General features: G+C 71.5%; 24 protein-coding genes. 14 read left to right on the plus strand and 10 right to left on the minus strand.

Annotated elements, in window-relative coordinates; genetic code table 11:
* The first annotated feature begins 109 nt into the window (after window positions 1–109).
* The 3 genes from OG811_RS10875 to OG811_RS10885 all read left to right on the plus strand — a co-directional run bounded on the left by OG811_RS10875 (window position 110) and on the right by OG811_RS10885 (window position 1765).
* Window positions 110–889, plus strand: coding sequence for an SDR family oxidoreductase (locus OG811_RS10875; protein ID WP_406073867.1), 780 nt, complete (start codon window positions 110–112; stop codon window positions 887–889).
* A gap of 37 nt (window positions 890–926) precedes the next feature.
* Window positions 927–1121 (plus strand): hypothetical protein, encoded by a 195-nt coding sequence (locus tag OG811_RS10880; protein ID WP_406073869.1) that lies wholly within the window; start codon window positions 927–929, stop codon window positions 1119–1121.
* 95 nt (window positions 1122–1216) lie between these two features.
* On the plus strand, window positions 1217–1765 hold the full coding sequence (locus OG811_RS10885; RefSeq protein WP_406073870.1) for a YbaK/EbsC family protein: 549 nt from the start codon (window positions 1217–1219) through the stop codon (window positions 1763–1765).
* A gap of 73 nt (window positions 1766–1838) precedes the next feature.
* On the opposite strand, the gene OG811_RS10890 is transcribed toward OG811_RS10885, so the two are convergent.
* From OG811_RS10890 to OG811_RS10905, 4 genes are read right to left on the minus strand one after another with little or no spacing between them, the layout of a single operon-like run.
* Complete coding sequence (locus tag OG811_RS10890; RefSeq protein WP_406073871.1) at window positions 1839–2480, minus strand: DsbA family protein; 642 nt, start codon at window positions 2478–2480, stop codon at window positions 1839–1841.
* A 20-nt stretch (window positions 2481–2500) separates the two neighbouring features.
* Entirely contained in the window at window positions 2501–2926 is a 426-nt protein-coding gene (locus tag OG811_RS10895) for a SufE family protein (RefSeq protein WP_406073873.1), read from the minus strand.
* A gap of 32 nt (window positions 2927–2958) precedes the next feature.
* On the minus strand, window positions 2959–3384 hold the full coding sequence (locus OG811_RS10900; protein WP_406073875.1) for a CBS domain-containing protein: 426 nt from the start codon (window positions 3382–3384) through the stop codon (window positions 2959–2961).
* Window positions 3385–3441: 57 nt separating this feature from the next.
* Window positions 3442–5211: a proline--tRNA ligase gene (locus tag OG811_RS10905; protein WP_406073877.1), complete on the minus strand. Its 1770-nt coding sequence runs from the start codon at window positions 5209–5211 to the stop codon at window positions 3442–3444.
* 158 nt (window positions 5212–5369) lie between these two features.
* On the opposite strand from OG811_RS10905, the gene OG811_RS10910 reads away from it, so the two are divergent.
* The 3 genes from OG811_RS10910 to OG811_RS10920 all read left to right on the plus strand — a co-directional run bounded on the left by OG811_RS10910 (window position 5370) and on the right by OG811_RS10920 (window position 7556).
* Entirely contained in the window at window positions 5370–6137 is a 768-nt protein-coding gene (locus OG811_RS10910; protein ID WP_406073879.1) for an SGNH/GDSL hydrolase family protein, read from the plus strand.
* 2 nt (window positions 6138–6139) lie between these two features.
* A complete protein-coding gene (locus OG811_RS10915) occupies window positions 6140–6586 on the plus strand; it encodes an imidazolonepropionase-like domain-containing protein (protein ID WP_406073881.1) in 447 nt (148 codons plus the stop codon).
* A gap of 67 nt (window positions 6587–6653) precedes the next feature.
* Entirely contained in the window at window positions 6654–7556 is a 903-nt protein-coding gene (locus tag OG811_RS10920; RefSeq protein ID WP_406073883.1) for a sulfurtransferase, read from the plus strand.
* A 49-nt stretch (window positions 7557–7605) separates the two neighbouring features.
* On the opposite strand, the gene OG811_RS10925 is transcribed toward OG811_RS10920, so the two are convergent.
* The 3 genes from OG811_RS10925 to OG811_RS10935 all read right to left on the minus strand — a co-directional run bounded on the left by OG811_RS10925 (window position 7606) and on the right by OG811_RS10935 (window position 9982).
* Window positions 7606–8787 carry a hypothetical protein gene (locus OG811_RS10925; RefSeq protein WP_406073884.1) on the minus strand — a complete coding sequence of 394 codons (1182 nt, stop codon included), beginning with the start codon at window positions 8785–8787 and terminating at the stop codon, window positions 7606–7608.
* The gene (locus OG811_RS10930; protein WP_406073886.1) at window positions 8784–9332 is read right to left on the minus strand and encodes a SigE family RNA polymerase sigma factor; all 549 of its coding nucleotides are present in this window, start codon (window positions 9330–9332) and stop codon (window positions 8784–8786) included. The genes OG811_RS10925 and OG811_RS10930 overlap by 4 nt, the downstream gene beginning before the upstream one ends.
* A 68-nt stretch (window positions 9333–9400) precedes the next feature.
* Window positions 9401–9982 (minus strand): TetR family transcriptional regulator, encoded by a 582-nt coding sequence (locus OG811_RS10935; protein ID WP_406073887.1) that lies wholly within the window; start codon window positions 9980–9982, stop codon window positions 9401–9403.
* Between the two features lie 107 nt (window positions 9983–10089).
* On the opposite strand from OG811_RS10935, the gene OG811_RS10940 reads away from it, so the two are divergent.
* Window positions 10090–11247 (plus strand): FAD-dependent oxidoreductase, encoded by a 1158-nt coding sequence (locus OG811_RS10940; RefSeq protein WP_406075649.1) that lies wholly within the window; start codon window positions 10090–10092, stop codon window positions 11245–11247.
* Here OG811_RS10940 and OG811_RS10945 read toward each other — a convergent pair.
* A complete protein-coding gene (locus OG811_RS10945) occupies window positions 11244–12479 on the minus strand; it encodes an MFS transporter (protein WP_406073889.1) in 1236 nt (411 codons plus the stop codon). The genes OG811_RS10940 and OG811_RS10945 overlap by 4 nt on opposite strands.
* 98 nt (window positions 12480–12577) lie before the next feature.
* On the opposite strand from OG811_RS10945, the gene OG811_RS10950 reads away from it, so the two are divergent.
* The 3 genes from OG811_RS10950 (at window position 12578) to OG811_RS10960 (ending at window position 15607) form a co-directional block, all read left to right on the plus strand.
* On the plus strand, window positions 12578–13177 hold the full coding sequence (locus tag OG811_RS10950) for a TetR/AcrR family transcriptional regulator (RefSeq protein ID WP_406073890.1): 600 nt from the start codon (window positions 12578–12580) through the stop codon (window positions 13175–13177).
* Between the two features lie 73 nt (window positions 13178–13250).
* A complete protein-coding gene (locus tag OG811_RS10955) occupies window positions 13251–14588 on the plus strand; it encodes an acetyl/propionyl/methylcrotonyl-CoA carboxylase subunit alpha (protein ID WP_406073891.1) in 1338 nt (445 codons plus the stop codon).
* Between the two features lie 98 nt (window positions 14589–14686).
* Window positions 14687–15607 carry a hydroxymethylglutaryl-CoA lyase gene (locus tag OG811_RS10960; RefSeq protein WP_406073893.1) on the plus strand — a complete coding sequence of 307 codons (921 nt, stop codon included), beginning with the start codon at window positions 14687–14689 and terminating at the stop codon, window positions 15605–15607.
* A gap of 60 nt (window positions 15608–15667) precedes the next feature.
* Here the strand turns inward: OG811_RS10960 and OG811_RS10965 are convergent, their stop codons facing one another.
* Window positions 15668–16243 (minus strand): snapalysin family zinc-dependent metalloprotease, encoded by a 576-nt coding sequence (locus tag OG811_RS10965; protein ID WP_406073894.1) that lies wholly within the window; start codon window positions 16241–16243, stop codon window positions 15668–15670.
* 168 nt (window positions 16244–16411) lie between these two features.
* Here OG811_RS10965 and OG811_RS10970 point away from each other — a divergent pair, with 168 nt between their 5' ends.
* The 3 genes from OG811_RS10970 (at window position 16412) to OG811_RS10980 (ending at window position 22001) form a co-directional block, all read left to right on the plus strand.
* Window positions 16412–17944 (plus strand): acyl-CoA carboxylase subunit beta, encoded by a 1533-nt coding sequence (locus OG811_RS10970; protein WP_406073896.1) that lies wholly within the window; start codon window positions 16412–16414, stop codon window positions 17942–17944.
* A gap of 75 nt (window positions 17945–18019) precedes the next feature.
* Window positions 18020–19168: an acyl-CoA dehydrogenase family protein gene (locus OG811_RS10975; RefSeq protein WP_406073897.1), complete on the plus strand. Its 1149-nt coding sequence runs from the start codon at window positions 18020–18022 to the stop codon at window positions 19166–19168.
* 133 nt (window positions 19169–19301) lie between these two features.
* The gene (locus tag OG811_RS10980) at window positions 19302–22001 is read left to right on the plus strand and encodes an ATP-binding protein (RefSeq protein ID WP_406073899.1); all 2700 of its coding nucleotides are present in this window, start codon (window positions 19302–19304) and stop codon (window positions 21999–22001) included.
* A gap of 246 nt (window positions 22002–22247) precedes the next feature.
* On the opposite strand, the gene OG811_RS10985 is transcribed toward OG811_RS10980, so the two are convergent.
* Window positions 22248–22766: a MarR family winged helix-turn-helix transcriptional regulator gene (locus OG811_RS10985; RefSeq protein WP_406073901.1), complete on the minus strand. Its 519-nt coding sequence runs from the start codon at window positions 22764–22766 to the stop codon at window positions 22248–22250.
* A gap of 100 nt (window positions 22767–22866) precedes the next feature.
* Here OG811_RS10985 and OG811_RS10990 point away from each other — a divergent pair, with 100 nt between their 5' ends.
* The gene (locus OG811_RS10990; protein ID WP_406073902.1) at window positions 22867–23448 is read left to right on the plus strand and encodes a YceI family protein; all 582 of its coding nucleotides are present in this window, start codon (window positions 22867–22869) and stop codon (window positions 23446–23448) included.
* Window positions 23449–23471: the final 23 nt, after the last annotated feature.

Genomic DNA, 23471 nt, shown 5'->3' on the forward strand with positions numbered 1-23471 from the left:
ACACCTCGTCACGTGGGGTCGTCCTGTTCCGTCAACGCCAGGTCGGGCCGACGGCTCAGGCGTCGGACGAATCGGTGTGCCGTGGTGCGCGGCCAGGCGGGAGGACGGGATGAGGGTTCTGGTTACCGGGGCGGGCGGCCACCTGGGCCGCGCGGTGCTGGAGCGGCTGCGCGACGACGGGATCAGCGTCCGGCCCACCAGCCGGCGGCCGCGTGGCGGCTCGGACGTGGAGTGGGTGGTGGCCGACCTGGCCACCGGGGACGGGTTGGCCGAGGCGGTGACGGGGATGGACGCCGTGCTGCACCTGGCGTCCTCACCTCGGGGTCGGACTCACCAGGTGGACGTGCTGGGCACTCGCCGCCTGGTGGTGGCTGCCGGAGCGGCCGGTGTGCGGCACCTGGTCTACATCTCGATCGTCGGGGTGGATCGGGTGCCGATCCCGTACTACCGGCACAAGTTCGCCGCCGAGCAGGTGATCGCGGCCGGCCCGGTGCCGTGGTCGGTCCTGCGGGCCACCCAGTTCCCGCAGTTCCTGGACGACCTGCTGGCGGCCAGTGCGCGCATGGGACCGGTGATCGGGGACCGGGCGGTGCTCGCCCAACCGGTCGACCCGGGCGAGGTCGCGGCGCGGCTGGCAGCTCGGCTGGTCGCCGGCCCGCTGGGCGGCATCGAGGAGTACGGCGGGCCGCAGGTGCTCCGCTTCGACGAGGCGGTCCGAGCGTGGCGAGAGGCCCGAGGCTCACACCGACCGCTGCTGCCGGTGCGGATTCCCGGTCGCCTCGGTCGCGAGCTGCGCGCCGGTGGCCTGGTCACCGAGGCGCTGCCCCGGGGCGTCCGCACCTGGGCCGACCACCTTGCGGACACGTACGGGGGACCCGGGCGGAAATGAGAGCAACAACGGTTCACGTTCGTCTTACGGTGACGCCATGTTCGTTGTCGTCACCACGGTGATTCTCTACGTCTTCGGCTTCGTCTTCCTCTACGGCGTGATCCGGCTGGGTGTCCGCCACGCGATGGAGGACCTGGAGCTGCAACGGGTCAAGGTCCAGCGCGAACAGGAGCTGGCGGCCGCCCGCGACCGCTCCTTCATGCGCGACAACGCTTTCCTCGCCGGCAGTTGAGCACCGACTCCGTCCGGCCTGGGCCGGTGGCGTCACGGGGCGGCCCGGGAGCCGCCGGGCGGTTCAGCGTTGCGGATGCGAAGATCGCACCCGTGATGGGAACGCTGAAAACCGAACCGGCCCGCGCCCGCCTCGACCTGCTCGCTCCGCCGGTGGCGGAGGCCATCGCGCAGTGGCCCGCCGACGCGCCGGTCGACGTCAACGACGTGCTGGTCGCGCCGATCGACGCCGATCTCGCCGACACCGCCGCGTTCTGCGCGGCGTACGAGGTGGGGTTGGACGTGTCGGCCAACTGTGTCGTGGTGGCTGGTAAGCGTGAGGGTGTGGTCCGCTACGCGGCCTGCATCGTCCTGGCCACCACCCGGGCCGACGTGAACGGGGTGGCCCGCCGAGCGCTGGACGTCCGCAAGGCGAGCTTCGCCCCGATGACCGACGCGGTCGAGTTGACCGGCATGGAGTACGGCGGCATCACCCCGATCGGGCTGCCGGCACAGTGGCCGATCCTGGTGGACGCGCGGGTGATCGCCACACCACACGTGATCATTGGGTCCGGCGTACGGCACAGCAAGATCGCGCTGCCGGGGCCGGCTCTGGGTGCGCTGCCCGGGACGCAGGTGGTGGAAGGCCTGGCCAGGCCGGCCTGACCAGGCACCGACATCGATACCGTTGCACGTGAAACATCGCGGTTGTCGATGCCGGTGCCGTTGGGTCGGTGACTCAGTGTGAGTGGGCTGCGGACTCGCGCTGCTCGACCTCGGCGAGCGCGGCAAGCAGCGTCTGCACCTCCTGTGCCCCGGAAACCGCGTACTTCCCGGCCAGGACGAAGGTCGGCACACTGGTGATGCCCAGGTCCCGGGCGGCGGCCAGTTCGGCGGCGACGTCGTCGACGCGCTCGTCGGAATCGAGGAATCGACGTGCGTCGGCCGCGTCCAGGCCGATCCCGCCGGCCACGGTGGCCAGCGCCTCCCGGGAACCGACGTCGACACCCTGGTTGAAGTGCGCCTGGTAGAGCGCCTCCACCATCTCGGCCGCCCGACCGTGGTCGTTGGCGTAGGAGACCAGCCGGTGCGCGTCGAAGGTGTTGGCGATCACCGCGCGGCCGTAGTCCAGCCGTAGACCGTCACCCGCCGCGACCTGGGTCACGTGGGTGACCATCTGCTGGGCGCGCTCCTTGCCGCCGAACTTGGCGGCCAGCGCCTCCACCAGCGGGCGGGGCTCGGGCACCGGCGACGGGTCGAGCTGGAACGGCCGGTAGCGGACCGTCACCTCACCCTCGTAGCTGGCGAGGGCCTCATCCAGGCGGCGCTTGCCGATGTAGCACCACGGGCAGATGACGTCCGCGTAGATCTCGATCTCCATGATTGGTGGCAACCGCGCGGTCAGCCGAGTTGTTCCCGGACCTGCCGCTTGAGGCGGCCCAGGATCGCCGTGCCGCCGCGCACCCGCAGCGGGCTGATCGCCTGCGCCAGCCCCATCCGCTGGTAGAGGTCGTCCGGAACAGCCAGCACCTGCTCGGCGCTCGCGCCCGCCAGCCCCTCAGCGAGGATCCCGGCGAACGCCCGGGTGGTGGGCGCCTCCGGTGGGCAGTCGAAGAGCGTCTCCACGGTGCCCTCCGGAGTCACCCGGGCGCGCAGGAAGAACGCCGTCTGACACTCCGGCACCTGCTCCATGCCCGCGCGCTCGGCGCCGTCCGGCAGGGCCGGGATGACGTCGGCGTACTCCAGGAGCATTTCCAGCACCAGGTCACGCGGCGCGGCGGCGAACTCGTCGACGATCTCGGCCAGTCGGGCCGGCATGTCAGCCATGCGTCGAGGCTACCGCCGTCGTGCGGGACTCCTCAGACGGTGGGCGACTGCTCGCTGATCTCGCTGAGGGCGCTGGTGGGGTCGAGTTGCATGGCCAGGTCGCCGAGCGAGACGATCCCGACCAGCTTGCGGTCGCTGTCGCAGACCAGCACCCGCCGGATGCCCCGGTCCCGCATGAGCGCCGCCGCCTCACCCGCCGTGCAGTGCTGCTCGATCATGACCACCTCACGGGTGACGATCGAGCCGATGGTGGTGGTCGCTGGGGAGCGGTCCTCCGCCACGGCCCGCACCACGATGTCCCGGTCGGTGAGCATGCCGGCGAGGCTGGCGCCGTCGGTGACCACCACGTCGCCGATGTCCGCCTCTTTCATCACCCTGGCCGCCTCGTCCAGCATGGTCTCCACCGGCAGGTAAACGACCTGCTTGGTCATCACGTCGCTGACCCGGTAACCGGTCATGAGAGCCTCCGAAGACGTTTTCACCCGATCCGACTGCACTACCCCGTGAGGCGGCAGCTACACCAGGTTTCCACGTTCTCGGCGTACCTCATGGACAAGACGGTCCACCAGACCGTCCAGCGGTAGCTCGGTGCGCGCGTCGCCGGCCCGCTCACGCAGCTCGACGTACCCGTCGGCGAGTCGGCGGCCGACCACGACGGCCCGAGGGATGCCGATCAGCTCGGCGTCGGTGAACTTCACCCCGGCCGAGACGTGCGTGCGGTCGTCGACCAGCACCCGCAGGCCGGCGGCGGCGAGGCGCCCGCCGAGCTCCACCGCCGCGTCGAGCTGCGGACCCTTGCCCGCAACCACCAGGTGTACGTCGCACGGCGCGATCGCCGCCGGCCAGATCAGCCCCCGGTCGTCGTGATGCTGCTCGGCGATGGCCGCGACCACCCGGGACACCCCGATGCCGTAGGAGCCCATGGTCGGCCGGACCGGCTTGCCAGCCGGCCCGAGCACGTCGACCGCGAAGGCGTTGGTGAATCGGCGGCCGAGCTGGAAGATGTGCCCGATCTCGATGCCCCGCCGGATCGTCAGCTCACCGGCCTCGCAGTCGGGGCAGGGGTCACCGGCGCGTACGTCGGCCGCCTCGATGGTGCCCTCGGGTGTGAAGTCCCGCCCGCAGACGACGTCGGTCGCGTGTCGGCCCGGCTCGTTCGCCCCGGTCAACCAGGCCGAGCCGGCCACTACCCGCGGATCGACGAGGTAACGGATGCCCAGCTTGTCGAGCAGTTGCGGTCCGATGTACCCGCGTACCAACTCCGGATGCTCGGTCCACTCCTCGAAGACGGTCACCTCGGCCGGGTGTAGGGCGGCGCCGACCCGTTTCAGGTCGACCTCCCGGTCACCGGGAAGCCCGACGACCAGAGGCTCGGCCCGGTCCGCGCCCGGCTGGCGAACGGACAGCACGACGTTCTTCAGGGTGTCGGCGGCGGTCCAGCCGTCCCGATCGCCCAACCGGCGGGCGTTGGCCAACTCCACCAGGCTGGCGATCGTCGGAGTCTCCGGTGTGTCGTGGACCTCGACAGCCGGCTGCGTGGCCGGGTCACCGGCCGTCGGCGCCCGGGTGATCACCGCCTCGGTGTTGGCCGCGTAGGCGCAGGCGGTACAGCCGACGAAGGTGTCCTCGCCGACCGGTGTCGCCGCCAGGAACTCCTCCGACGCGGACCCGCCCATGGCGCCGGACATCGCCTGCACCACCGTGTAGTCCAGGCCCAACCGGTCGAAAATCCGCTGGTACGCCGCCCGATGCCGCGCGTACGCGTCCCGCAGCCCCGCCTCGTCCAGGTCGAAGGAGTACGCGTCCTTCATCAGGAACTCCCGGCCGCGCAACAGCCCGGCCCGCGCACGCGCCTCGTCGCGGAACTTCGTCTGCACCTGGAACAGCGTCACCGGAAAGTCCCGGTACGACGTGAACAGGTCCTTGACCAGCAGCGCCGCCATCTCCTCGTGGGTGGGCGCCAACAGGTGCTCGGCACCGCGCCGATCGGCGAGGGTGAAGATGTCGTCGCCGTACTCCGTCCACCGGCCGCTCGTCCGGTAGGGCTCAGCAGGCAGCAGCGCCGGGAAGTGCACCTCCTGGTCGCCGATCGCGATCAGCTCGGCGCGCACCACGTCGGTGATCCGATCCAGCACCAGCTTGCCCAGCGGCAGCCACGTGTAGCCACCCGGTGCGGCACGACGGATGTAACCGGCGCGCAGCAGCAGCCGGTGGCTCGGCACCTCCGCGTCGGCCGGATCCTCGCGCAGGGTTCGCAGCAACAGGGTCGACATGCGCAGCAGCATGGGTGCAGCGTAGGGCCGCGTCGATTGGACGAGCGAACCAATTCGTTCGGGCAGTTGGCCAATGACCTCCGCCACGTCGTCCGATCGGGGCACCGCCCGTCGTGGCTGCGGTGACAGACTGGCCGCCGCAGGCAACGAATGGCGTAAGGGGGGCGCGGGTGCGCTGGCGCAGTTTTGTCGCGGTCGGGGACAGCTTCACCGAGGGCATGGACGACGCGTACCCGGACGGCAGTTTCCGGGGCTGGGCGGACCTGGTGGCGACCCGACTCGCCGTCGAGGCAGGCCCCGACTTCCGGTACGCGAACCTGGCCATCCGAGGCCGGCTCTTCCCCGGGGTGGTCGCCGAGCAGGTGCCGGCGGCGGTGGCGATGAAGCCCGACCTGATCAGCTTCGCGGCTGGCGGCAACGACGTGCTGCGCCGCACCTTCAACCCGGACACGCTGGTCGCCCGCTTCGACGAGGTGGTCCGGCAACTGCGCTCGGGCGGCGCGGACGTGCTGCTCTTCCGGTTCGCCGACGTGATGGCCCGACTGCCCGGCCAGCGCCTCGTCGCTCCCCGGGTGCAGTTGCTCAACCAGGCGGTCGGCGAGACCGCCGAGCGCCACGGTGCCATGTTGGTCGACCTGTACGCCGACGACGCGTTTCTCAATCCGATGCTCTGGAGCACCGACCGTTTGCACCTCTCTCCGGCCGGCCACCGACGGGTCGCGGGTCAGGTGTTGAACGCGCTCGGGGTTGGGTGCGACGAGGAATGGTTGATGGTCCCGCCGCACCCGGCGCCGTCGCCGTGGCTGGCCGCCCGAGCGGCCGATGTGCGCTGGGCCGGTCAGCACCTCGCACCCTGGGTGAAGCGGCGGCTGACCGGTCGGTCGTCCGGTGACACGGTGACCGCGAAGCGTCCGCTGCTCGGGCCGATCGTCGACTGAGGGTGCGCACCCTGCACACCGCGCCGCTGTTACGGCGCGACCGGGACGGCGAGCCGGTGCCGGCGCACGCCGTGCTGGTCAGTGGCGACCGGGTCGAAGCCGTCGGCCCGCTGGCCGAGTTGAGCGAGGCGTACGCGGGTGTTCGGGTCCGCCGTTGGCCCGGCACGCTGGGGCCGGGTCTGCTGCACGACGGCCCGCTGCCGGCGGCGCCCACCCCGCGTGAGCGAGTGCACGCGCTGCTACGCAATGGGGTGACGGCGGTGCTGGGGCAGCACCTGACCGACCCGGCGCTGCGGGCCGCCGTCGACAGGAGCGACCTGCTGGTGCTGCCCGCCGCCGTGGCGCCGGCACTGCAACCGGGTGGGCGGGCTGACCTCGCGGTGCATGGCGTCGACGGCACCTGTCTGGTGACGGTGGTCGCCGGCCGGATCGCCCACCGGCGCGCCTGAGCAGGCTGCCCGCCGGGCCGGCCCGTTACAGCGGTCGAGGGCGGCCATCCGGCGTACCTTGGGGACCATGTCTGTGCCGAACGATCCTGATCCCCGCCTTCAGTCGTACGCGGACCCGCAGCGGCTGGTCACCACCGCGTGGCTGGCCGAGCACCTGGGCGACGAGGGCCTCGTCGTGGTCGAGTCCGACGAGGACGTGCTGCTCTACGAATCCGGTCACATCCCTGGTGCTGTCAAGGTCGACTGGCACCTGGAGTTGAACGACCAGGTGACCCGGGACTACCTGGATGCCAAAAGCTTCGCCGAGATGTGTGCCGCGAAGGGCATCGGCCGGGGCGACACGGTCGTCTTCTACGGCGACAACTTCAACTGGTGGGCCGCGTACGCCCTCTGGGTGTTCTCGCTCTTCGGCCACGCCGACGTGCGACTGCTCGACGGCGGCCGGCAGAAGTGGATCGCCGAGGGGCGCGAGGTGACCCGCGACAAGCCAGCTCGGCCCCGCGCCGACTACCCGGTGCCGAGGCGTGACGACGCACCGCTGCGGGCCTACCGTGAACAGGTCATGGCGCACATCGCCGCCGCCCGCCCGCTGGTCGACGTCCGGTCGCTGAGCGAGTACACCGGCGAGACGCTGCACATGCCGGACTACCCACAGGAGGGCGCGCTGCGCGGCGGGCACATTCCGGGCGCGGTCAGCAAGCCGTGGAAGTCGGCTGCCAATGACGATGGCACTTTCAAGTCCGCCGACGAGCTGAAGGCGATCTACGCCGACCAGCTGGGGCTCAGCCCCGACGACGACGTGATCGCGTACTGCCGGATCGGCGAGCGGTCCAGCCACACCTGGTTCGTGCTGCGGCACCTGCTGGGCTACCCGCAGGTGCGTAACTACGACGGCTCGTGGACCGAGTGGGGCAACCTGGTCCGGGCACCCGTGGTCAAGGGCGACCAGCCCGGTGGTCTTGCCGCCTGAGCAGTGCAACCGTCCCCGCGCGGCAGTAACTGTCGCGCGGGGACGGTGCTCAGCCGGCCAGTGACAGCACGCCGGTCAGGTTACGGATCACGCCGGTGATCTCGCCGGTCTCCGGGTTCCACCGTGCGACGGCAGCTGGTTCCAGCCGGACTAGCACCGCACCCTTGTTGTCCCAGCCCAGCACCTCGCAGCAGCCTTTGGCGCGATCCCGGCCGAGGTCGAGCACATGCGTCACCGCGCCGGTGCGGGCGTCCAGCACGGCCACCCCCTCGGCACCGTCGATCTCGCCGTTGGTGATCCACGCCGCGCTGGCCACCCGCTCGCCGTGCAGCCAGCCCCGGCCGTAGAACTCGTTGACCTGGTACGGCGACGGCAGCGCCGAGCCGGTGACCGGCTGTTCGGAGCGCATTCTGCCGTCGCGGGCGGTGCGGCTACGCAGCATCAGGCCGCTCCGCTCGCCGACCATCTCGATCAGCGCCGCCTCGCGTCCGGCCGCCGGATCGGGCGCGACCACGTCCCAGGCCGACACGTCGATCGTGCTCGCCGCGCCGGTGACCCGGTCCACCGCGTACGTCCGGTTGTCGCCGCCGACCAGCACCCGGTCGTTCGCCCAGACCACCAACTCCAGGTAACCGTCGAGCGGGATCCGGCGCACGGCCCCGGTGGTGAGGTCAACCATGATCAGCTCACCGGTCTGGGCGAACGCGGCCGACCGGCCGTCCGGCGACAGCACGCCCGGCTTCACGGCGAACGCCTCGTTGCCGCCCGCGTCCCGGGTGGGCGCCAGCGTCACCACGTCGAGACTGCGCACCACGCCGTCATCGCCGAGCACGCGGACCGGGCCGTCCGCGTGGAACTCCTCGTCCAGCGGCTGGAACAGCGCCAGCGCCCGCTTCACCGGTCGCTCGGAGAGCGGCACGGTCGCCGGGCCGGCGAGCCGCGCCAGCGGATCGGGTGGGAAGGTCAGCTCGGCAGGGGGCCGCTGCACCGGATCGGCGTGGGTGGGCTCGACGGTCGGTGCCACTGAATGAACCGGCGGCGAATCGGCGGGCGGCCGCAGGGCGGCCACCGTGCCACCGCCGACCAGTGTCACGGCCAGGGCGACCGCGCTGACGGCCCGTCGGGTCCGCCGGGTCCGCCGAGCCCGCTCCCATCCGGCCGTAGCCGGTTGGCTGGGTAGAACGTCCTCGACGCTGACGGTCAGTAGTTGGCGTAGGTCCTGCTCGTTCACGGGTTCACCTCCAGGCCGCTGGCCAGGTCGGCCGAGCCCCGGCCCGGTCGAGCGTCCCGGGCGAGGTCCGGGGCGACCTCGCGAAGTCGGCGCAGCGCCGCATGACACTGGCTTTTCACGGTGCCGACGGTCACCCCGAGCGCCTCGGCGGTGGCGACCTCGGTCAGGTCCTCGTAGTAGCGCAGCACCAGCACGGCCCGTTGCCGTGGTGGCAGCAGGCCCAGCGCGTCGTGCAGCGTCAGCCGCAATGCTCCGTCACGGTCGTGGGCCACCTGCTCCGGCGGCGCGGCGCTGAGCCACTCCCGCCGCCGGCGCCGCCACCACGAGACCGCGTCCCGGTAGAGGATGGCCCGCACGTACGCGGAGGGGTCGCCGTCACGGACCGAGGCCCAGCGCAGCGCCAGCTTCAGCAGGGCGTCCTGGAGAAGGTCTTCGGCCTGGTGCCGGTTGCCGCAGATCAGATAGGCCGCGCGGAGCAGCCGGTGTTGGTGGCTCTCCACGAAGGCGAGGTAGCCGTCGCGTCCGTCGTTCCCCGCCGGTGCCATCCGCCCTCCTCCCGGCCGTCGAGTTGCGCGTCACCTGGCAGACGCACGGGGAGGGCCGAAAGGTTGGGTCAGCTCTGCGGCATTCCAGTCAGATAGCGCTGGAGGGTCGGTGCGATCCAGGAGACCAGTTCCTCCGGTGTGGTGTCCACCATGGGCGGCAGGCGGACGACGTATCGGGTGTAGGCGAGGCCGAGGACCTGACTGGCCACCAGGCCGGCACGTCGGGCGGTCAGCGCCGGGTCGGTGCCGAACGCGGCCACGGCAGCGGTGAGTTGGTCGGCGAAGATGCCACGCATCCGTTCGGCCGCGCCCGGATTGGTGCTGGCGGCCCGGAGCAGCGCCACGAGCGTCTCGTCGCCTTCCCACCTGGCGAGGAAGTGCCGGACCAGCACCTCGCCGAGACGTGCGGGCGGCACCGGGGCCAGGTCGGGCAGGCGGAGGTCGAACTCGGCCGCCGCCGCGAAGAGGCCCTCCTTGCTGCCGTAGTAACGCATGACCATCGAAGGGTCGATCCGGGCGTCGGCGGCGATGGCCCTGATCGTGGCGCGCTCGTATCCGTCCGCCGCGAACCGTTCCCGGGCCGCTCGCAGGATCGCCGCCCGGGTGGCGTCCGAGCGGCGGGGATGGTTCGGCTGGGCGGACGCTGTCATGTCAACGACCGTATGCCAACAACTGTTGACAACGCAATCGACAGGGCTCTAGCGTCGCCAACAAGCGTTTGCCAACAGGCGTTGGCAAAGATCTTCTGGAGGTGGCCATGCTGCCCACGAGCACTGACGTCCTGGTGGTGGGCGCTGGCCCCACCGGTCTCGCCACCGCGCTGACGCTGGCCCGGCGCGGGATCGAGGTGACCGTGCTGGACCAACTGGCCGAGCCGCCGACGACCTCCCGTGCGGCGGTCGTGCACGCGTACACCCTGGAGGTGCTGGACCGGATCGGCGCCGCGGCGCCGCTGGTCGCCCAGGCCCTGCGGACGCCGCGCTTCACCGTGCGCGACCGGGACCGGGTGCTGTTGTCGGTGCCGTTCCACGAACTGCCGTCCCGCTTTCCCTACGCGCTGCTGGTCTCCCAGGCGGTCACCGAAGCCGTGCTCACCGAGAAGTTGGCCGAACTCGGTGTCCAGATACGACGGTCGCGCCAGCTCACCGGGCTGAGCCGCGCTGGAGAAGGCCTGCTCGCGCAGGTCGACGGAGAGGCGCTGCGCGCCCGGTTCGTGGTCGGCGCGGACGGCCTGCACAGCACCGTCCGGCAGTTGGCCGGCATCGGCTTCACCGGGAGCAGCGACGAGGAGTCCTTCGTCCTCGCCGACGTGCGGGTGCGCAGCGTGCTGCCCCGCGACGAGGCGGCGCTCTTCCTCGCCCGCCCCGGGCCGCTGGTCTGGGCGCCACTCCCCGGCGGGGTGGTCCGGTTGGTCGCCGCCGTGCAGACGGCCCCGGCCGACCCGGACGCGGCCTACCTTCAGGCGCTGCTCGACGAGCGCGGCCCAGCGCGACGACCCGACCGGGTTACCGACGTGATCTGGGGCTCCCGGTTCCGGGTGCACCACCGGATCGCCGACACCTTCCGAGCCGGGCCGGTGCTGCTGGCCGGCGACGCCGGGCACGTGCACAGCCCGGCCGGTGGGCAGGGCATGAACCTCGGCATCTGCGACGCGGTCGCGCTCGGCACCGCCGTGGCGGACGTGCTCGACGGTGGCCCGGAGACGCTGCTCGACGACTACAACACCCGGCAACGGCCGATGGCCGAGGACGTGATGAGCTTCGCCGCCGGGCTGACCAGGTTGGCCGGCACCTCCCCCGCCGGTCGGCCCGCCCGAGACATGCTGCTCCGGCTGCTCGGTGCCGTCCCACCGGCCCGTCGGCGGATCGCGCTGCGCCTGTCCGGGCTGTCCCACCGGGAGCGAACGCCGGGCTAGACCGCGCCGCTGCGGCTCAGCACGCCGGGCGCGGCTGGCCGCAGTGCCCGCCATGCCGCGAGGGTGACCAGCGCGAACGTCCCCGCCGCCGCGCCCGTCACCGGCACCGTGCCGTACGCCGAGGCGGCCAGCCCGGCGAGCGCCGCCCCGAGCGGCGCGGTGAGCAGACCGACCATCCGCTGGGCCGCACCGACCCGGCCGAGCAGCTCGCTCGGCACGTGCCGCTGCCCGTACGACGCGCAGAGGCTGTTCCACACCACCGTGCCGGCGGCGAAGACGGCCAGCGCGATCCCACCCGGCACCGGATGCCGGGCCAGCGCGAACCCGGTCAGCGCCACGGTCTCCACGGCCAGCACCACCCGCAGCGCCGGCACCGTGCCGAGCCAGGCGGCGAGCTGTCCCGCCCCGAGCGCCCCGGCCACGCCCCCGACGATGGCGGCGGCGGCGAACAGCCCGTACCCGGCCGGCGGCACCCGCAGCACGTCCAGCGCGTAGAGCACCAGCACCGCCATGATTCCGCTGATCGCCAGGTTGCTCGCGGCGGCGAGGACGGTGATCCGCCACAGGGGCCGGTGCGCACGCAGCCAGCGCAGTCCTTCGACGATCTCGCCCCACACCGATCCGCGCCGCGCTCCGGGGCGGGCGGTCACGCTCGCGACGGGAGTCGGGGTGAGGGCCAGCACGAGCAGGGCCGCCGCCGCGAAGGTGACGGCGTCGAGGGCGAACGGGAGGGCCGGGGCGACGGCGAACAGGACACCGGCGGCGGGCGCCCCGAGGAAACCACCGGCGACTGCGGACCCCGCCTGGAGCCGGCCGTTCGCCCGGGGCAGCGCGTCCGGCGGCACCAGCGCCGGGAGCAGCGCGAACGAGGCGGAGTCGAAGAAGGTGCCCAACGCGGCGAGCAGAAACGCCGCCACCAGCAGCACCAGGACGCTGACCCGGTTCAGCGCGACCACTACGGCCAGCGCCGTTACCACGGCAGCGCGTACCCCGTCGACCAGGGCCATCGTCCGCCGCCGGTCCCAGCGGTCCGCGTACACGCCGCCGAGCAGGCCGAACAGCAGTGGCGGCAACTGACCCGCCACGGTGACCGCCGCGATGACCCGCGGGTCGCGGGTCACGGTCGCGGCCAGCAGGGCCAGCGCCGGGGTACGCAGCGCGTCCCCGAACCGCGACGAGACGGCGGCGGACCAGAGCAGCCGGAAGTCCCGGCCGAGAGCGGAGGAGGTCATGCGGGTGACCGTGCGGGTTCAACCGGGTCGAGGGTCAAGCCGCAGTCGACCTTCAACCGCCGCTCCACCACAGGCAGCTCGCGGTCTACGCTTGCCCGGTGACGGTGGAGCAGCAGGCACGGGGTGCGGCGGGCGCGGGCCGGCGCAGGTCCCGCAAGGACGAAATCCTGGAAATCGCGGTCGGTCTGTTCGCCGCCCGTGGCTACCACGGTGTGTCGATGGACGACATCGGCGCGGCGGCCGGGGTCACCGGTCCGGCGCTCTACCACCACTTCGCCGGCAAGGAGGCGATGCTGGCCGCCGCGCTGATCCCGGTCAGTGACGGGTTGCTGGCCGGCGGGCGGGAACGCGCCGCCGGGCACCCGGACGATCCGCGCGGTGTGCTGGAGTCGCTGATCGACTTCCACGTCGAGTTCGCGCTGGCCAACCCGGCGGTGATCGCGTTGCACCTGCACGAGCTGGACCGCCTGCCGGAGGAGCCGCGGCGGCGGATCCGTCGCCTGCAACGGCTCTACGTCGAGGAATGGGTCACCGTGCTCACCGCGCTGCACCCGGGCATGCCCGACGGCGAGGCGCGGGTGCTCGCGCACGCCGCGTTCGGCCTGATGAACTCGACCCCGTTCCTCGGCGGTGAGGTGGATCGGCGACGCCGCGCCGAGCTGCTGCGCGACGCCACCCTGGCCGCGCTGCTCGCCTGAGCCCGACTCGTCAGAAGCCTGCCGGTCATGATTCCCTAACTATCGTCCCACCATCCGGACGCCGGGAGGAAACATGATCGAGTCACTGCTGGTCGCCAATCGGGGCGAAATCGCCCGCCGGATCATTCGGACCGCCAAGCGGCTCGGCATCCGCGCGATCGCGGTGTACTCGGAGGCCGATGCCGACCTGCCGTTCGTTGCCGAGGCGGACGAGGCGGTCCTCATCGGCCCGCCGAACCCGGCGCAGAGCTACCGCAACGTCGAGGCGATCCTCGCCGCCGCGAAGGCGACCGGCGCGCAGGCCATCCACCCCGGGTATGGCTTTCTGTCGGAGAACGCCGAGTTCGCCCGTACCGTCGAGTCGAGCGGCCTGATCTGGGTCGGGCCCGGCGCGGACGCGATCACCGCGATGGGCGACAAGATCAACGCTCGGAACCTGATGGCGGCGGCCGGCGTTCCGGTCGCGCCCGGCACCACCGACCCGGCCGCCGACCTGGACGCCGCGGTGACGGCCGCCGCCGAGATCGGTTACCCGGTGATGGTCAAGGCCGCGGCCGGTGGCGGCGGCATGGGCATGGGTGTGGCCGTCGACGAGGCCGCGCTGCGCACCGAGTACGGGAAGGTACGCGCGTTCGCCGAGCGGATGTTCGGTGACGGCTCGGTGTTGATCGAGCGGTACTTCCCCCGGGTGCGTCACGTCGAGGTGCAGATCCTCGGCCTGGCCGACGGCCGGGTGGTGGCGCTCGGCGAGCGGGAGTGCTCGGTGCAGCGGCGCAACCAGAAGCTGGTCGAGGAGTCCCCGTCGCCGGCCGTGTCGCCGGAGCTGCGGTCCCGCCTCCTGGCGGCGGCGGTGCGCGCCGGTGAGGCGGTCGGTTACCGCAACGCGGGGACCGTGGAGTGCCTACTCGATCCAACCTCCGGCGAGTTCTTCTTCCTGGAGATGAACACGCGGCTGCAGGTGGAGCACCCGGTTACCGAGTACGTCTACGGCGTCGACCTGGTCGAGGAGCAGTTGCGGGTGGCGTCCGGGTTGGCGCCGACCTTCGACCCGGACGCGCTGACCCCGCGTGGCCACGCCATCGAGCTGCGGATCAACGCCGAGGACCCGAAGCGCTTCCTGCCCGGGCCCGGCGTGATCAGGACCTGGGTGGAGCCGACGGGTGCGGGTGTCCGGGTGGACTCCGGCTATATCGAGGGCAACACGGTCACCCCGTTCTACGACAGTCTGCTGGCCAAGCTGATCATCAGCGGTGCCACCCGGGACGAGGTGCTCGAGCGCGCGAAGGCCGCAGTCGCCGCCTTCCAGATCGAGGGCCCGAAGAACAACGTCCCGTTCTTCGCCGAGCTGCTGGAGAACGACGAGTTCCTCTCCGGCACCTACGACACGGGAATCGTGTCCCGCATGCGCTGACCGGTCAGGTCGTCGCCCGGCGGCCCGGCGGCCCGGCGAGACTGGTATCCACGCCCTTTGCTCTGCTATCCCGACCCGACGTCACAGCGAGGTGACCAATGAGTCAGCTGCCACATTCCGTGTCGATCCGTGAGGTTGGGCCGCGGGACGGGTTGCAGAACGAGGACCCGATTCCGACCGATGCCAAGGTGCGGCTGCTCGACGCGCTGTCCCTCACCGGCGTCCGCCGGATCGAGGCCGTGTCGTTCGTGCACCCGAAGGCGATCCCGCAGATGGCCGACGCCGACGAGGTGTGGCAGCGGGCGGTGAAGGCCGACGGGGTGCGTTACTCGGCGCTGGTGCCGAACACCCGGGGTGCCCAGCGAGCTCTCGCCGCCGGGTTCACCGAGATCGAGGTGGTGGTCTCGGCCAGTGACACGCACAACCGGCGCAACGTCAACCGATCCACCGACGAGTCGCTGGACGACATCGCCGAGCTGATCGACCTGCTGCACGGCGCCTCGGCGCGGGTCGAGGTGATCGTGGCGACCAGCTTCGGCTGCCCGTACGAGGGGGACATCGACCCGGAGCGGGTGGCCGGAATCGTGGACCGGGTGGTCCGCGACGGCGCGGACCGGGTCGCGTTCGGCGACACCACCGGCATGGGCACTCCGCGCCGGGTCCGCGAGCTGCTGACCGCGGTACGCGACCGCAACGCGCACGTGCCGGTGCTGCTGCACTTCCACAACACCAGGGGTACGGCGTTGGCCAACCTGTTGACCGCGCTGGAGCTGGGGGTGACCGAGTTCGACGCCAGCGTCGGTGGCCTGGGTGGCTGCCCGTACGCGCCGGGGGCGAGCGGCAACCTGGCCACCGAGGAGGCGGTGCACATGCTGCATGACATGGGCATCGACACCGGCATCGACCTGGCGGCCCTCATCGAGGTGGCGGAGCTGGCCGAGGAGTTGCTCGGCAAGAAACTGCCGTCCGGTGTGCTGCGCGCGGGCCCGCGCACCCGGCTGACGCCGATGCCGAGCTGACCGTTCGGGAACGCGGGGAGGGGCCGGCACGATGCCGGCCCCTCCGTCGTATCCGGCTGATCAGCTCACGGAGGTGAGCATGCTCGGCCAGCTGCCGCGGAAGATGTCCGCCCCGGCGCGGTCCGTGCTGCGCTCGGTGGCGGCGAAGGTGCCGGCGAAGAGGCTGCTCACCCGGTTCGCCTCGGCGGTGCTCGGGTACGGGTTGGTGCAGCTGGTGCCGGCACTGCCACCGGACATCAGCAGCGAACAGTTCCCGTTGTAGTTGTCCGGCAGGCCGAGGATGTGCCCGATCTCGTGGGTCATGATCCGGAGCGGGCTGTACTGCGCCGCCTGCTGGGTGTCGATGTAGACCCGGCCGTTACCGAGGCTGGTCCGCACGGCGTACGAGCCACCGCCGGTGATCTGGTAGATCCGCAGGTTCGAGCCGCAGTTGGCGGAGAGCGTCAGGTTGACGGTGGCGTTGTTCCAGATCGAGGCGGCCTGGTTGGCGGTGCCGGCGTAGTTTCCCGCCTGGCTGGTGTTGTAGCAGATGGTCATGGCGGCGGACGCGGGCGAGGGGTTGGCGACCGTGACGCCGAGGGTGGCGAGTGCCGTCGCGAGCACCGTGACGGCGAGCCGATTGAGTCGTGAGGTCATCGCTGACTCCAATCCGGGAGGAGGGGTGCCAGGAGCCTAGCGACAAGTATTTATGTTTTTCAATGTCTTGCTCTTGGCTTCGCTGTCTGATTCGCTCGTGGGTCGCCGACAGTCGCGCCGATGCGCTAGCCTAACGATCGTTCAGTTGAGTATGGCGAGGGAGTCGGCGTGACGCTCGACGGTGAGGCACTGGAGCAGCTGCGCAAGCGGGCCCGGTCCGGCGGCGCGGACAAATACCACGCGGCCAACGCGGCCAAGGGCAAGCTCTTCGCCCGGGAGCGGGTCGCGCTCCTGGTCGACGAGGGCTCGTTCGTCGAGGACGGCCTCTACGCCAACACGCTGGCCGAAGGGCTGCCCGCCGACGGCGTGGTCACCGGGACCGCCACGATCGATGGCCGGCAGGTCTGCCTGATGGCCAACGACTCCACCGTCAAGGCCGGCAGCTGGGGCGCTCGCACCGTCGAAAAGATCATTCGGATCATCGAGCGGGCGTACGGCGCCGGCGTGCCCATGGTCTACCTGGTCGACTCGGCCGGCGCCCGGATCACCGACCAGGTCGACCTCTTCCCCGGCCGGCGTGGCGCCGGCAAGATCTTCTGGAACCAGGTGCGCGCCTCCGGTTCGATCCCACAGGTGTGCGCGTTGTTCGGCCCGAGCGCCGCCGGTGGGGCGTACATTCCGGCGTTCTGCGACGTGGTGGCCCTGGTCGACGGCAACGCGAGCATGTATCTCGGCTCCGACCGCATGGTCGAGATGGTCACCGGCGAGAAGACCACCCTGGAGGCGATGGGCGGGGCCAAGGTGCACACCGCCGAATCCGGTGTCGGGCATTTCCTCTGCAAGACCGAAGCCGACGCGCTCGACGTGGTGAAGACCTACCTGTCGTACCTGCCGGCGAACTGGACGCAGCAGCCGCCGACCGCGCCGGCGGTCGCGGCGCCCGCGAAGGCCGACCTGGCCGCGCTGGTGCCGGCCAGCGAGCGGCAGGCGTTCGACATGCGGCGGTACGTCAAGGGCCTGCTCGACGAGGGTTCGTTCTTCGAGATCCAGGCACTCTGGGCCAAGGAATTGACCATCGGCTTCGGCCGCCTCGACGGTGCGGTTGTCGGCGTGGTCGGCAACAACTCGATGTTCAAGGGCGGTGTGCTCTTCGTCGACTCGGCCGACAAGGCGACCCGGTTCGTGCAGCTGTGCGACGCGTTCAACGTGCCGCTGCTGTTCCTCAGCGACGTACCCGGCTTCATGGTCGGCAGCGTGGTGGAGAAGCAGGGCATCATCCGGCACGGCGCCAAGATGATCACCGCGATCTCCGAGGCGACGGTGCCGAAGATCTGCGTGGTGGTCCGCAAGGCGTACGGCGCCGGCCTCTACGCGATGGCCGGCCCCGGGTTCGAGCCGGACGCCACGATCGCACTGCCGACCGCGAAGATCGCGGTGATGGGGGCCGAGGCCGCCGTGAACGCGGTCTACGCCAACAAGATCGCCGCCATCCCGGACGCGGACCAGCGGGCCGCTTTCGTCGCCGCCAAGCGGGCCGAGTACGAGCAGGACATCGACGTCCTCCGGCTCGCCAGCGAGCTGGTGGTGGACGCCATCGTCGAGCCGCACGACCTGCGCACCGAGTTGGTCCGTCGATTCGCGGCGGCGCGTACGAAGGATCGGCACTTCTCCCGCCGTCGGCACGGCGTCACCCCGGTCTGATCCTCGACCCAGGCCCCACAGCGACCCGCCCCGGCGTCACGAGCGCCCGGCGGACCGTCCTTACAGGAGGATGAGATGGACTTCCGGCTCACCGACGAACAAGCGGCGCTGCGGGAAAGCGTGCGGGACTTCGCGCGCGAGGTGGTCGCCCCGGTCATCGCCGAGCACTACGAGCAGCACACGTTCCCGTACGAGGTGATCCGGCAGATGGGCAAGATGGGCCTGTTCGGCCTGCCCTTCGCCGAGGAGCACGGTGGCATGGGCGGCGACTACTTCGCGCTCTGCCTGGCCCTGGAGGAGTTGGCCCGGGTCGACTCCAGCGTGGCCATCACGCTGGAGGCGGCGGTCTCGCTGGGCGCGATGCCGATCTACCGCTTCGGCACCGAGGAGCAGAAGGCGACCTGGCTGCCCAAGCTGCTCAGCGGCGAGGCGCTTGCCGGTTTCGGTCTCACCGAGCCGGGCACCGGCTCCGACGCCGCCGGCACGCAGACGCGGGCGGCGCTCGACGGCGACGAGTGGGTGATCAACGGGTCGAAGGCGTTCATCACCAACTCGGGGACCGACATCACGGCCATGGTGACCGTCACGGCGGTGACCGGCACGAATCCGGACGGCTCCAAGGAGTTGTCGACCATCATCGTGCCGGCCGGCACGCCCGGGTTCACCGTGGCGCCGGGCTACTCCAAGGTGGGCTGGACCGCCTCGGACACCCACGAGTTGACCTTCGACGACTGCCGGGTGCCGGCGGCCAACCTGCTCGGCGAGCGGGGCCGGGGTTTCGCCCAGTTCCTGCGGATCCTCGACGAGGGCCGAATCGCCATCGCCGCGCTGGCCGTCGGCCTCGCTCAGGGCTGTGTCGACGAGTCGATCAAGTACGCGACGGAGCGGCACGCCTTCGGCCGGCCGATCGGCGCCAACCAGGCCATCCAGTTCAAGATCGCGGACATGGAGCTGAAGGCGCACACCGCCCGGCTGGCCTATTACGACGCCGCCGCCCGGATGCTGGCCGGCGAGCCGTTCAAGCGGCAAGCCGCCATCGCCAAGCTGCACGCCAGCACGATCGCGGTGGACAACGCCCGGGAGGCCACCCAGATCCATGGCGGGTACGGCTTCATGAACGAGTACCCGGTGGCCCGGTTCTGGCGGGACTCCAAGATCCTGGAAATCGGCGAGGGCACCAGCGAGGTGCAGCGAATGATCATCGCTCGCGACCTGGGTCTCTGAGCGGTCCGGCCGAGCGGGTCCACCGGCTCGGCCCGGCGGGCTGTCCGTACGGCTGTCGGGTTTCGGCGGGTGGGCGTCAATAGCCCGACGTTCGACTGCCGATGGTCGGCGTCGATCCGTACTCTTCGTGCCCATGACTCCGCCTCATGATCGGTCGCGGAGCCCGGCTGGCCGTACCGCTCTGCCGGAGCTGCTCCGCGGGCATCGACGCGCCGCCGGCCTGACCCAGGCCGAGCTGGCGTCCCGATCCGGGGTGGGCGTGCGGACGGTGCGTGACCTGGAGCGCGGTCGGTCGGTGCGGCCACAACGCACCACAGTCGAGCTGCTCGCTGCGGCGCTGGCGCTGACCGGCGCCAACCGGGTGGCGTTCCTGGCCGCGGCCCGCGGGCTCTCCGACGCCGAGTCAACCCGGCCGGACGCCACCTCGACGGCGCTCGCGATCGGCGGCAGAACCACGTCGGCAGCCGCACCCGCCGACCCGCCGGTCGCCCTCCCGCCACCGGTCGCGCTGATCGGCCGGGACCGCGACCTCAGCGAGCTGGCCGGGATGCTGACGGCGGAGCGTGGGCCTCGGTTGGTGAGCCTGGTCGGGTTGGCCGGAGTCGGCAAGACCGCACTGGCGACGTCGGTGGCGCACCTGGTGGCCTTCGCTCACCCGGGCGGCGTGGCCGGGGTGCTGGTCGGCGAGGGCTCGGACGGGCCGGACGTGCTCGCCGCCTCGATGGCCGTGCTCGGCGCGGCGCGGCTATCGGAACTCGTGGCCCGGCTCGCCGGGCGGCCGGCGCTGCTGGTGATGGACGCGGTGGAACGCGCCCCGAGCCCGGTGGCCGCGACCCTGCACCGGCTGATCGGTGCCCTGCCCTCGCTGCGGGTGTTGGTCACCGGACGGCACCCGGTCGGGTTACCCGGCGAGCTGGTCTGGCCAGTCGCGCCGCTCGACGTGCCGCCACCGGACGCCGAACGTGCAGGACCGGCCACGCTCGGATCATGGCCGGCGGTCGCGTTGTTCACCGCCCGGCTCGCTCAGGTCCGCCGGGAGCCGCCCACCCCGGAGGAGCAGCCAGCGCTTGCCGCGCTGGTTCGTCGGCTGGGAGGGCTACCCCTGGCCATCGAGCTGATGGCCGCCCGGGGCCGACTCCTCGACCTCACCGAGCTGCTTGACCGGTACGGCGACCGGGTGCTCGACCTCGCCACTCCCGCCGATCCGGCGGCGCACCCCGGCTGGGACGCACCGGATACGCTCACCCGTCAGTCGAGCGGCCCCGACACCAGCCGTGCGGCGGTGGCGGCGGCCACGGTCACCCTGCGGGACGCGGTGGCGACCAGCTACCGATTGCTGGCACCGGACGAGCGGGCAGCGCTGCGGCAGCTCGCCGTGTTCGGCAACCGTTGGTCGGTGGAGTTGGCTGAGGAGATGCTCGCCGACGAGGCCGACCGGGACGGCACGGTGGCGATCGACCTGGTTCCGATGCTGGACCGGTTCGTCGAGCTCGGGCTGCTGAGCGTACGCGGCACCGGGTCGTTCCGGTTCCGGCTGCTCGACGCGGTCCGCGAATATGCCGTCGAGCAGGCGGCCGGCGGGGGTGAGCTGACCTGCATCCGGCGCCGGCACGCGGAGGTGATCACGCGCCTGGTGGCGCGGACCGCGACCGACCTGGTCGGTCCACGGTTGCCCGAAGCGGTGCACCGGCTGGACGACATGAGCAGTGACATCAGCTCGTCGCTGGCCCACGCGGCCACCGACGACCCGTTGACCGCGCTGCGGCTGGCGGCCTGCCTGACCCGCTGGTGGCGGTTCCGTGGGCGCGACGTCGCCGGTCGGCAGTGGCTGCGGCGCCTGCTGGCGGACCCGCGTACCGCCGAGGCCGATCCGGTCCTGCGCGGCTGGGCCGCCCTCGGGGTTGCCCGGCTCGCGGCCGAGCACGGCGCGGGCGCCGAGGAACTGCCGACGGCGCAAGCGGCGTTGGACACCTTCCGGCAGGCCGGCGATGTCACCGGGGAGTTGGAGGCGCGAAACGTGCTCGGCACCCTGCTGATCTCCGTCGGCCGGCAGGCCGAGGCTCGCGGGCAGGCCGAGACTCTGCTGCGGTTGGCTGCCCGCAACGGCCGGACCCGAGACCTGGCGGTGGCCCAGAACAGCCTTGCCTGGCACGAGATCCGGGCTGGCGACCTGGCAGCGGCTCGCCGCCGGCTCGCTGCGGCGGACCGACTCGCCGCCGAGAGTGGGGAGCAGCGACTGCGGGTGCTGGCCTGGGCCAACCGCGCCGAGGTCGCCCGCCTGGAGGGCTGGTACGCGGACGCCGTCGACCAGGGCCGGCGGACGATCACGGCGTTGTCCGAGCTGGGTGATCCGGGGCGCCGACGCCGGGTGCTCGGGACGGTCGGGTTGGCGCTCGCCCAGGATGGGCGTGGCGCGGAGGCGACCGAGGTGCTGACCGAGCTGCGCGCGGGGGCCGCCGAGGCTGCCGGGGTCGGATCGGTGCGTACGCCGGCCCGGCGACCCGTGCCACCGCGTCAGCGCTCGGATGACGCGGCGCTGTCCTGGGGTGCGCCGGAGGTGGGGCGCTGTGCGTTGATCGAGGGAAATCTGGCGCTGCACCTGGGTGATCGGGAGCTGGCCGCCGAGTGGTTCGCCGCCGCCGCCGACGACGCGGGTCAGGATCGCAGAGACGCGGTGGAGGCGCTGGTGGGACTGGCCGCGAGCACTGCCGACCCGGCGGTCCTCGACCGGCTGGACCGGGTGTGCCAGGAGAGCGGCATCCGGCTACTGCCGCAGGAGTCGGGACTGCTCTACGCATTGACCGCCGCTCGGGGCGGGCCGGCAGCCCAGTAGTCGCGACGGACCAGGGGCTCTGGGCGCGGCTGAGGCGGCCGGGGCGGGAGAGTGGCGCGGACGGAAAGCCCCCTTGGTGCTGCCCCTCGCTGTCCGCCCGCGCCGTCACCCCCCGGTGATCCCCGGTGCACGAAGCCTGCCACCGCTACGGGGGCAGAAAGTCGGTTTAGACCGAATCCTCCGGCTTGGCTGGGTCAGTTCTGCCGGTCTTTCTGCCGGTACTGCCAGCCCGTCAGCGCGCGGTGCTCAAGGCTGGCGGACGATGTCGGTGCCGGCGATCTGCTGCTCAGTGCTGACGCCGTCGCTGCCGGCGGTGGCACACGGATGTGCGGCGTCGCGGACCCGGCGCAGCCCGTCGAGAAGAGCCGCCAGCGCCTCGGGGTCGAGCTGGCCGGTGAACCATTGCTCGATCATCTGCAGGTGCCCGGGTAGCGTCTCGTTCAGTCGGTTCATTCCGGCGGCGGTGACCACCGCGTACGAGCTGCGCCGGTCGTTCGGACACGCCCGCCGGGTGAGCAACCCGTCCCGTTCCATCCGGTCCACCACGCGCGTCACGCCGCTGGTCGACAGGGAGGTCTGCGCGGCGAGGTCGGTCATGCGAAGTTGATTGCCCGGTGAGCGGGCCAGGCGGGTGATGACCTCGAACTCGACCGCGGAGAGGCCGTGCTCCTCGAGTTGGGCGTTGAACCGGGCCGACAGCCCGGCGTATGCCTCGAAGAGCAGGCCGACGGCGGTGATCCGAGGATCGTCGAAGACGTTGGTCACTCGTTCATCCTACCAGTACTTGACACGGGGAATGTTGTTGCGGTTATATTTGCTCAAGCAGTCGTTGGGCTACTAAACAATTCTCCTGGAGGACAGCAGCATGACCAGCAGCATCGATGCAGTTACCCGCGACTGGGACGGCCTCACCATCCCGACGGCCGGCACCTACGCGCTCGACGTGGCGCACAAGCGAGTGGGCTTCGTTGCCCGGCACATGATGGTGAGCAAGGTCCGCGGTGAGTTCAACGAGGCGACCGCCACCATCACCGTTTCCGAGGACCCGCTGCAGTCGTCGGTCGTCGCGACCATCCAGGCGGCCAGCATCGACACCACCCAGACCGACCGGGACGCACACCTGCGCAGCCCCGAGTTCCTGGACTCGGAGAAGTTCCCGACGCTCGAGTTCCGCAGCACCGGGGTCAAATCCCGTCGCGGCAACGAGTTCGTGCTCACCGGTGAGCTGAGCATCAAGGACGTCACCCGGCCGGTCGAGCTGGAGGTGGAGTTCGAGGGTGTCGGCCGTAGCCCGTTCGGTCAGGACATCTTCGGCTTCTCCGCGAGCACCGAGATTGACCGCGAGGAGTTCGGCCTGACCTGGAACGTCGCCCTGGAGACCGGGGGCGTGCTGGTCGGCCGCAAGATCAAGATCGAGATCGAGGGCGAGGCCATCCGCCAGGCCTGATCCCCCCGGATCATCTTTACGCA

Origin of the sequence: Micromonospora sp. NBC_01638, from assembly GCF_045209745.1 — a bacterium.
Taxonomy (GTDB): Bacteria; Actinomycetota; Actinomycetes; order Mycobacteriales; family Micromonosporaceae; genus Micromonospora.

What these genes read in the sequence shown, in the direction of transcription:
- OG811_RS10990 (WP_406073902.1), top strand. Translation starts at nt 22,867, where the DNA reads ATGACCAGCAGCATCGATGCAGTTACCCGCGACTGGGACGGCCTCACC.
- OG811_RS10875 (WP_406073867.1), top strand. Translation starts at nt 110, where the DNA reads ATGAGGGTTCTGGTTACCGGGGCGGGCGGCCACCTGGGCCGCGCGGTG.
- OG811_RS10895 (WP_406073873.1), bottom strand. Translation starts at nt 2,926, where the DNA reads ATGGCTGACATGCCGGCCCGACTGGCCGAGATCGTCGACGAGTTCGCC.
- OG811_RS10930 (WP_406073886.1), bottom strand. Translation starts at nt 9,332, where the DNA reads ATGGCACCGGCGGGGAACGACGGACGCGACGGCTACCTCGCCTTCGTG.
- OG811_RS10965 (WP_406073894.1), bottom strand. Translation starts at nt 16,243, where the DNA reads ATGACCTCACGACTCAATCGGCTCGCCGTCACGGTGCTCGCGACGGCA.
- OG811_RS10920 (WP_406073883.1), top strand. Translation starts at nt 6,654, where the DNA reads ATGTCTGTGCCGAACGATCCTGATCCCCGCCTTCAGTCGTACGCGGAC.
- OG811_RS10905 (WP_406073877.1), bottom strand. Translation starts at nt 5,211, where the DNA reads ATGCTGCTGCGCATGTCGACCCTGTTGCTGCGAACCCTGCGCGAGGAT.
- OG811_RS10960 (WP_406073893.1), top strand. Translation starts at nt 14,687, where the DNA reads ATGAGTCAGCTGCCACATTCCGTGTCGATCCGTGAGGTTGGGCCGCGG.
- OG811_RS10885 (WP_406073870.1), top strand. Translation starts at nt 1,217, where the DNA reads ATGGGAACGCTGAAAACCGAACCGGCCCGCGCCCGCCTCGACCTGCTC.
- OG811_RS10900 (WP_406073875.1), bottom strand. Translation starts at nt 3,384, where the DNA reads ATGACCGGTTACCGGGTCAGCGACGTGATGACCAAGCAGGTCGTTTAC.
- OG811_RS10980 (WP_406073899.1), top strand. Translation starts at nt 19,302, where the DNA reads ATGACTCCGCCTCATGATCGGTCGCGGAGCCCGGCTGGCCGTACCGCT.
- OG811_RS10935 (WP_406073887.1), bottom strand. Translation starts at nt 9,982, where the DNA reads ATGACAGCGTCCGCCCAGCCGAACCATCCCCGCCGCTCGGACGCCACC.
- OG811_RS10890 (WP_406073871.1), bottom strand. Translation starts at nt 2,480, where the DNA reads ATGGAGATCGAGATCTACGCGGACGTCATCTGCCCGTGGTGCTACATC.
- OG811_RS10945 (WP_406073889.1), bottom strand. Translation starts at nt 12,479, where the DNA reads ATGACCTCCTCCGCTCTCGGCCGGGACTTCCGGCTGCTCTGGTCCGCC.
- OG811_RS10940 (WP_406075649.1), top strand. Translation starts at nt 10,090, where the DNA reads ATGCTGCCCACGAGCACTGACGTCCTGGTGGTGGGCGCTGGCCCCACC.
- OG811_RS10955 (WP_406073891.1), top strand. Translation starts at nt 13,251, where the DNA reads ATGATCGAGTCACTGCTGGTCGCCAATCGGGGCGAAATCGCCCGCCGG.
- OG811_RS10975 (WP_406073897.1), top strand. Translation starts at nt 18,020, where the DNA reads ATGGACTTCCGGCTCACCGACGAACAAGCGGCGCTGCGGGAAAGCGTG.
- OG811_RS10880 (WP_406073869.1), top strand. Translation starts at nt 927, where the DNA reads ATGTTCGTTGTCGTCACCACGGTGATTCTCTACGTCTTCGGCTTCGTC.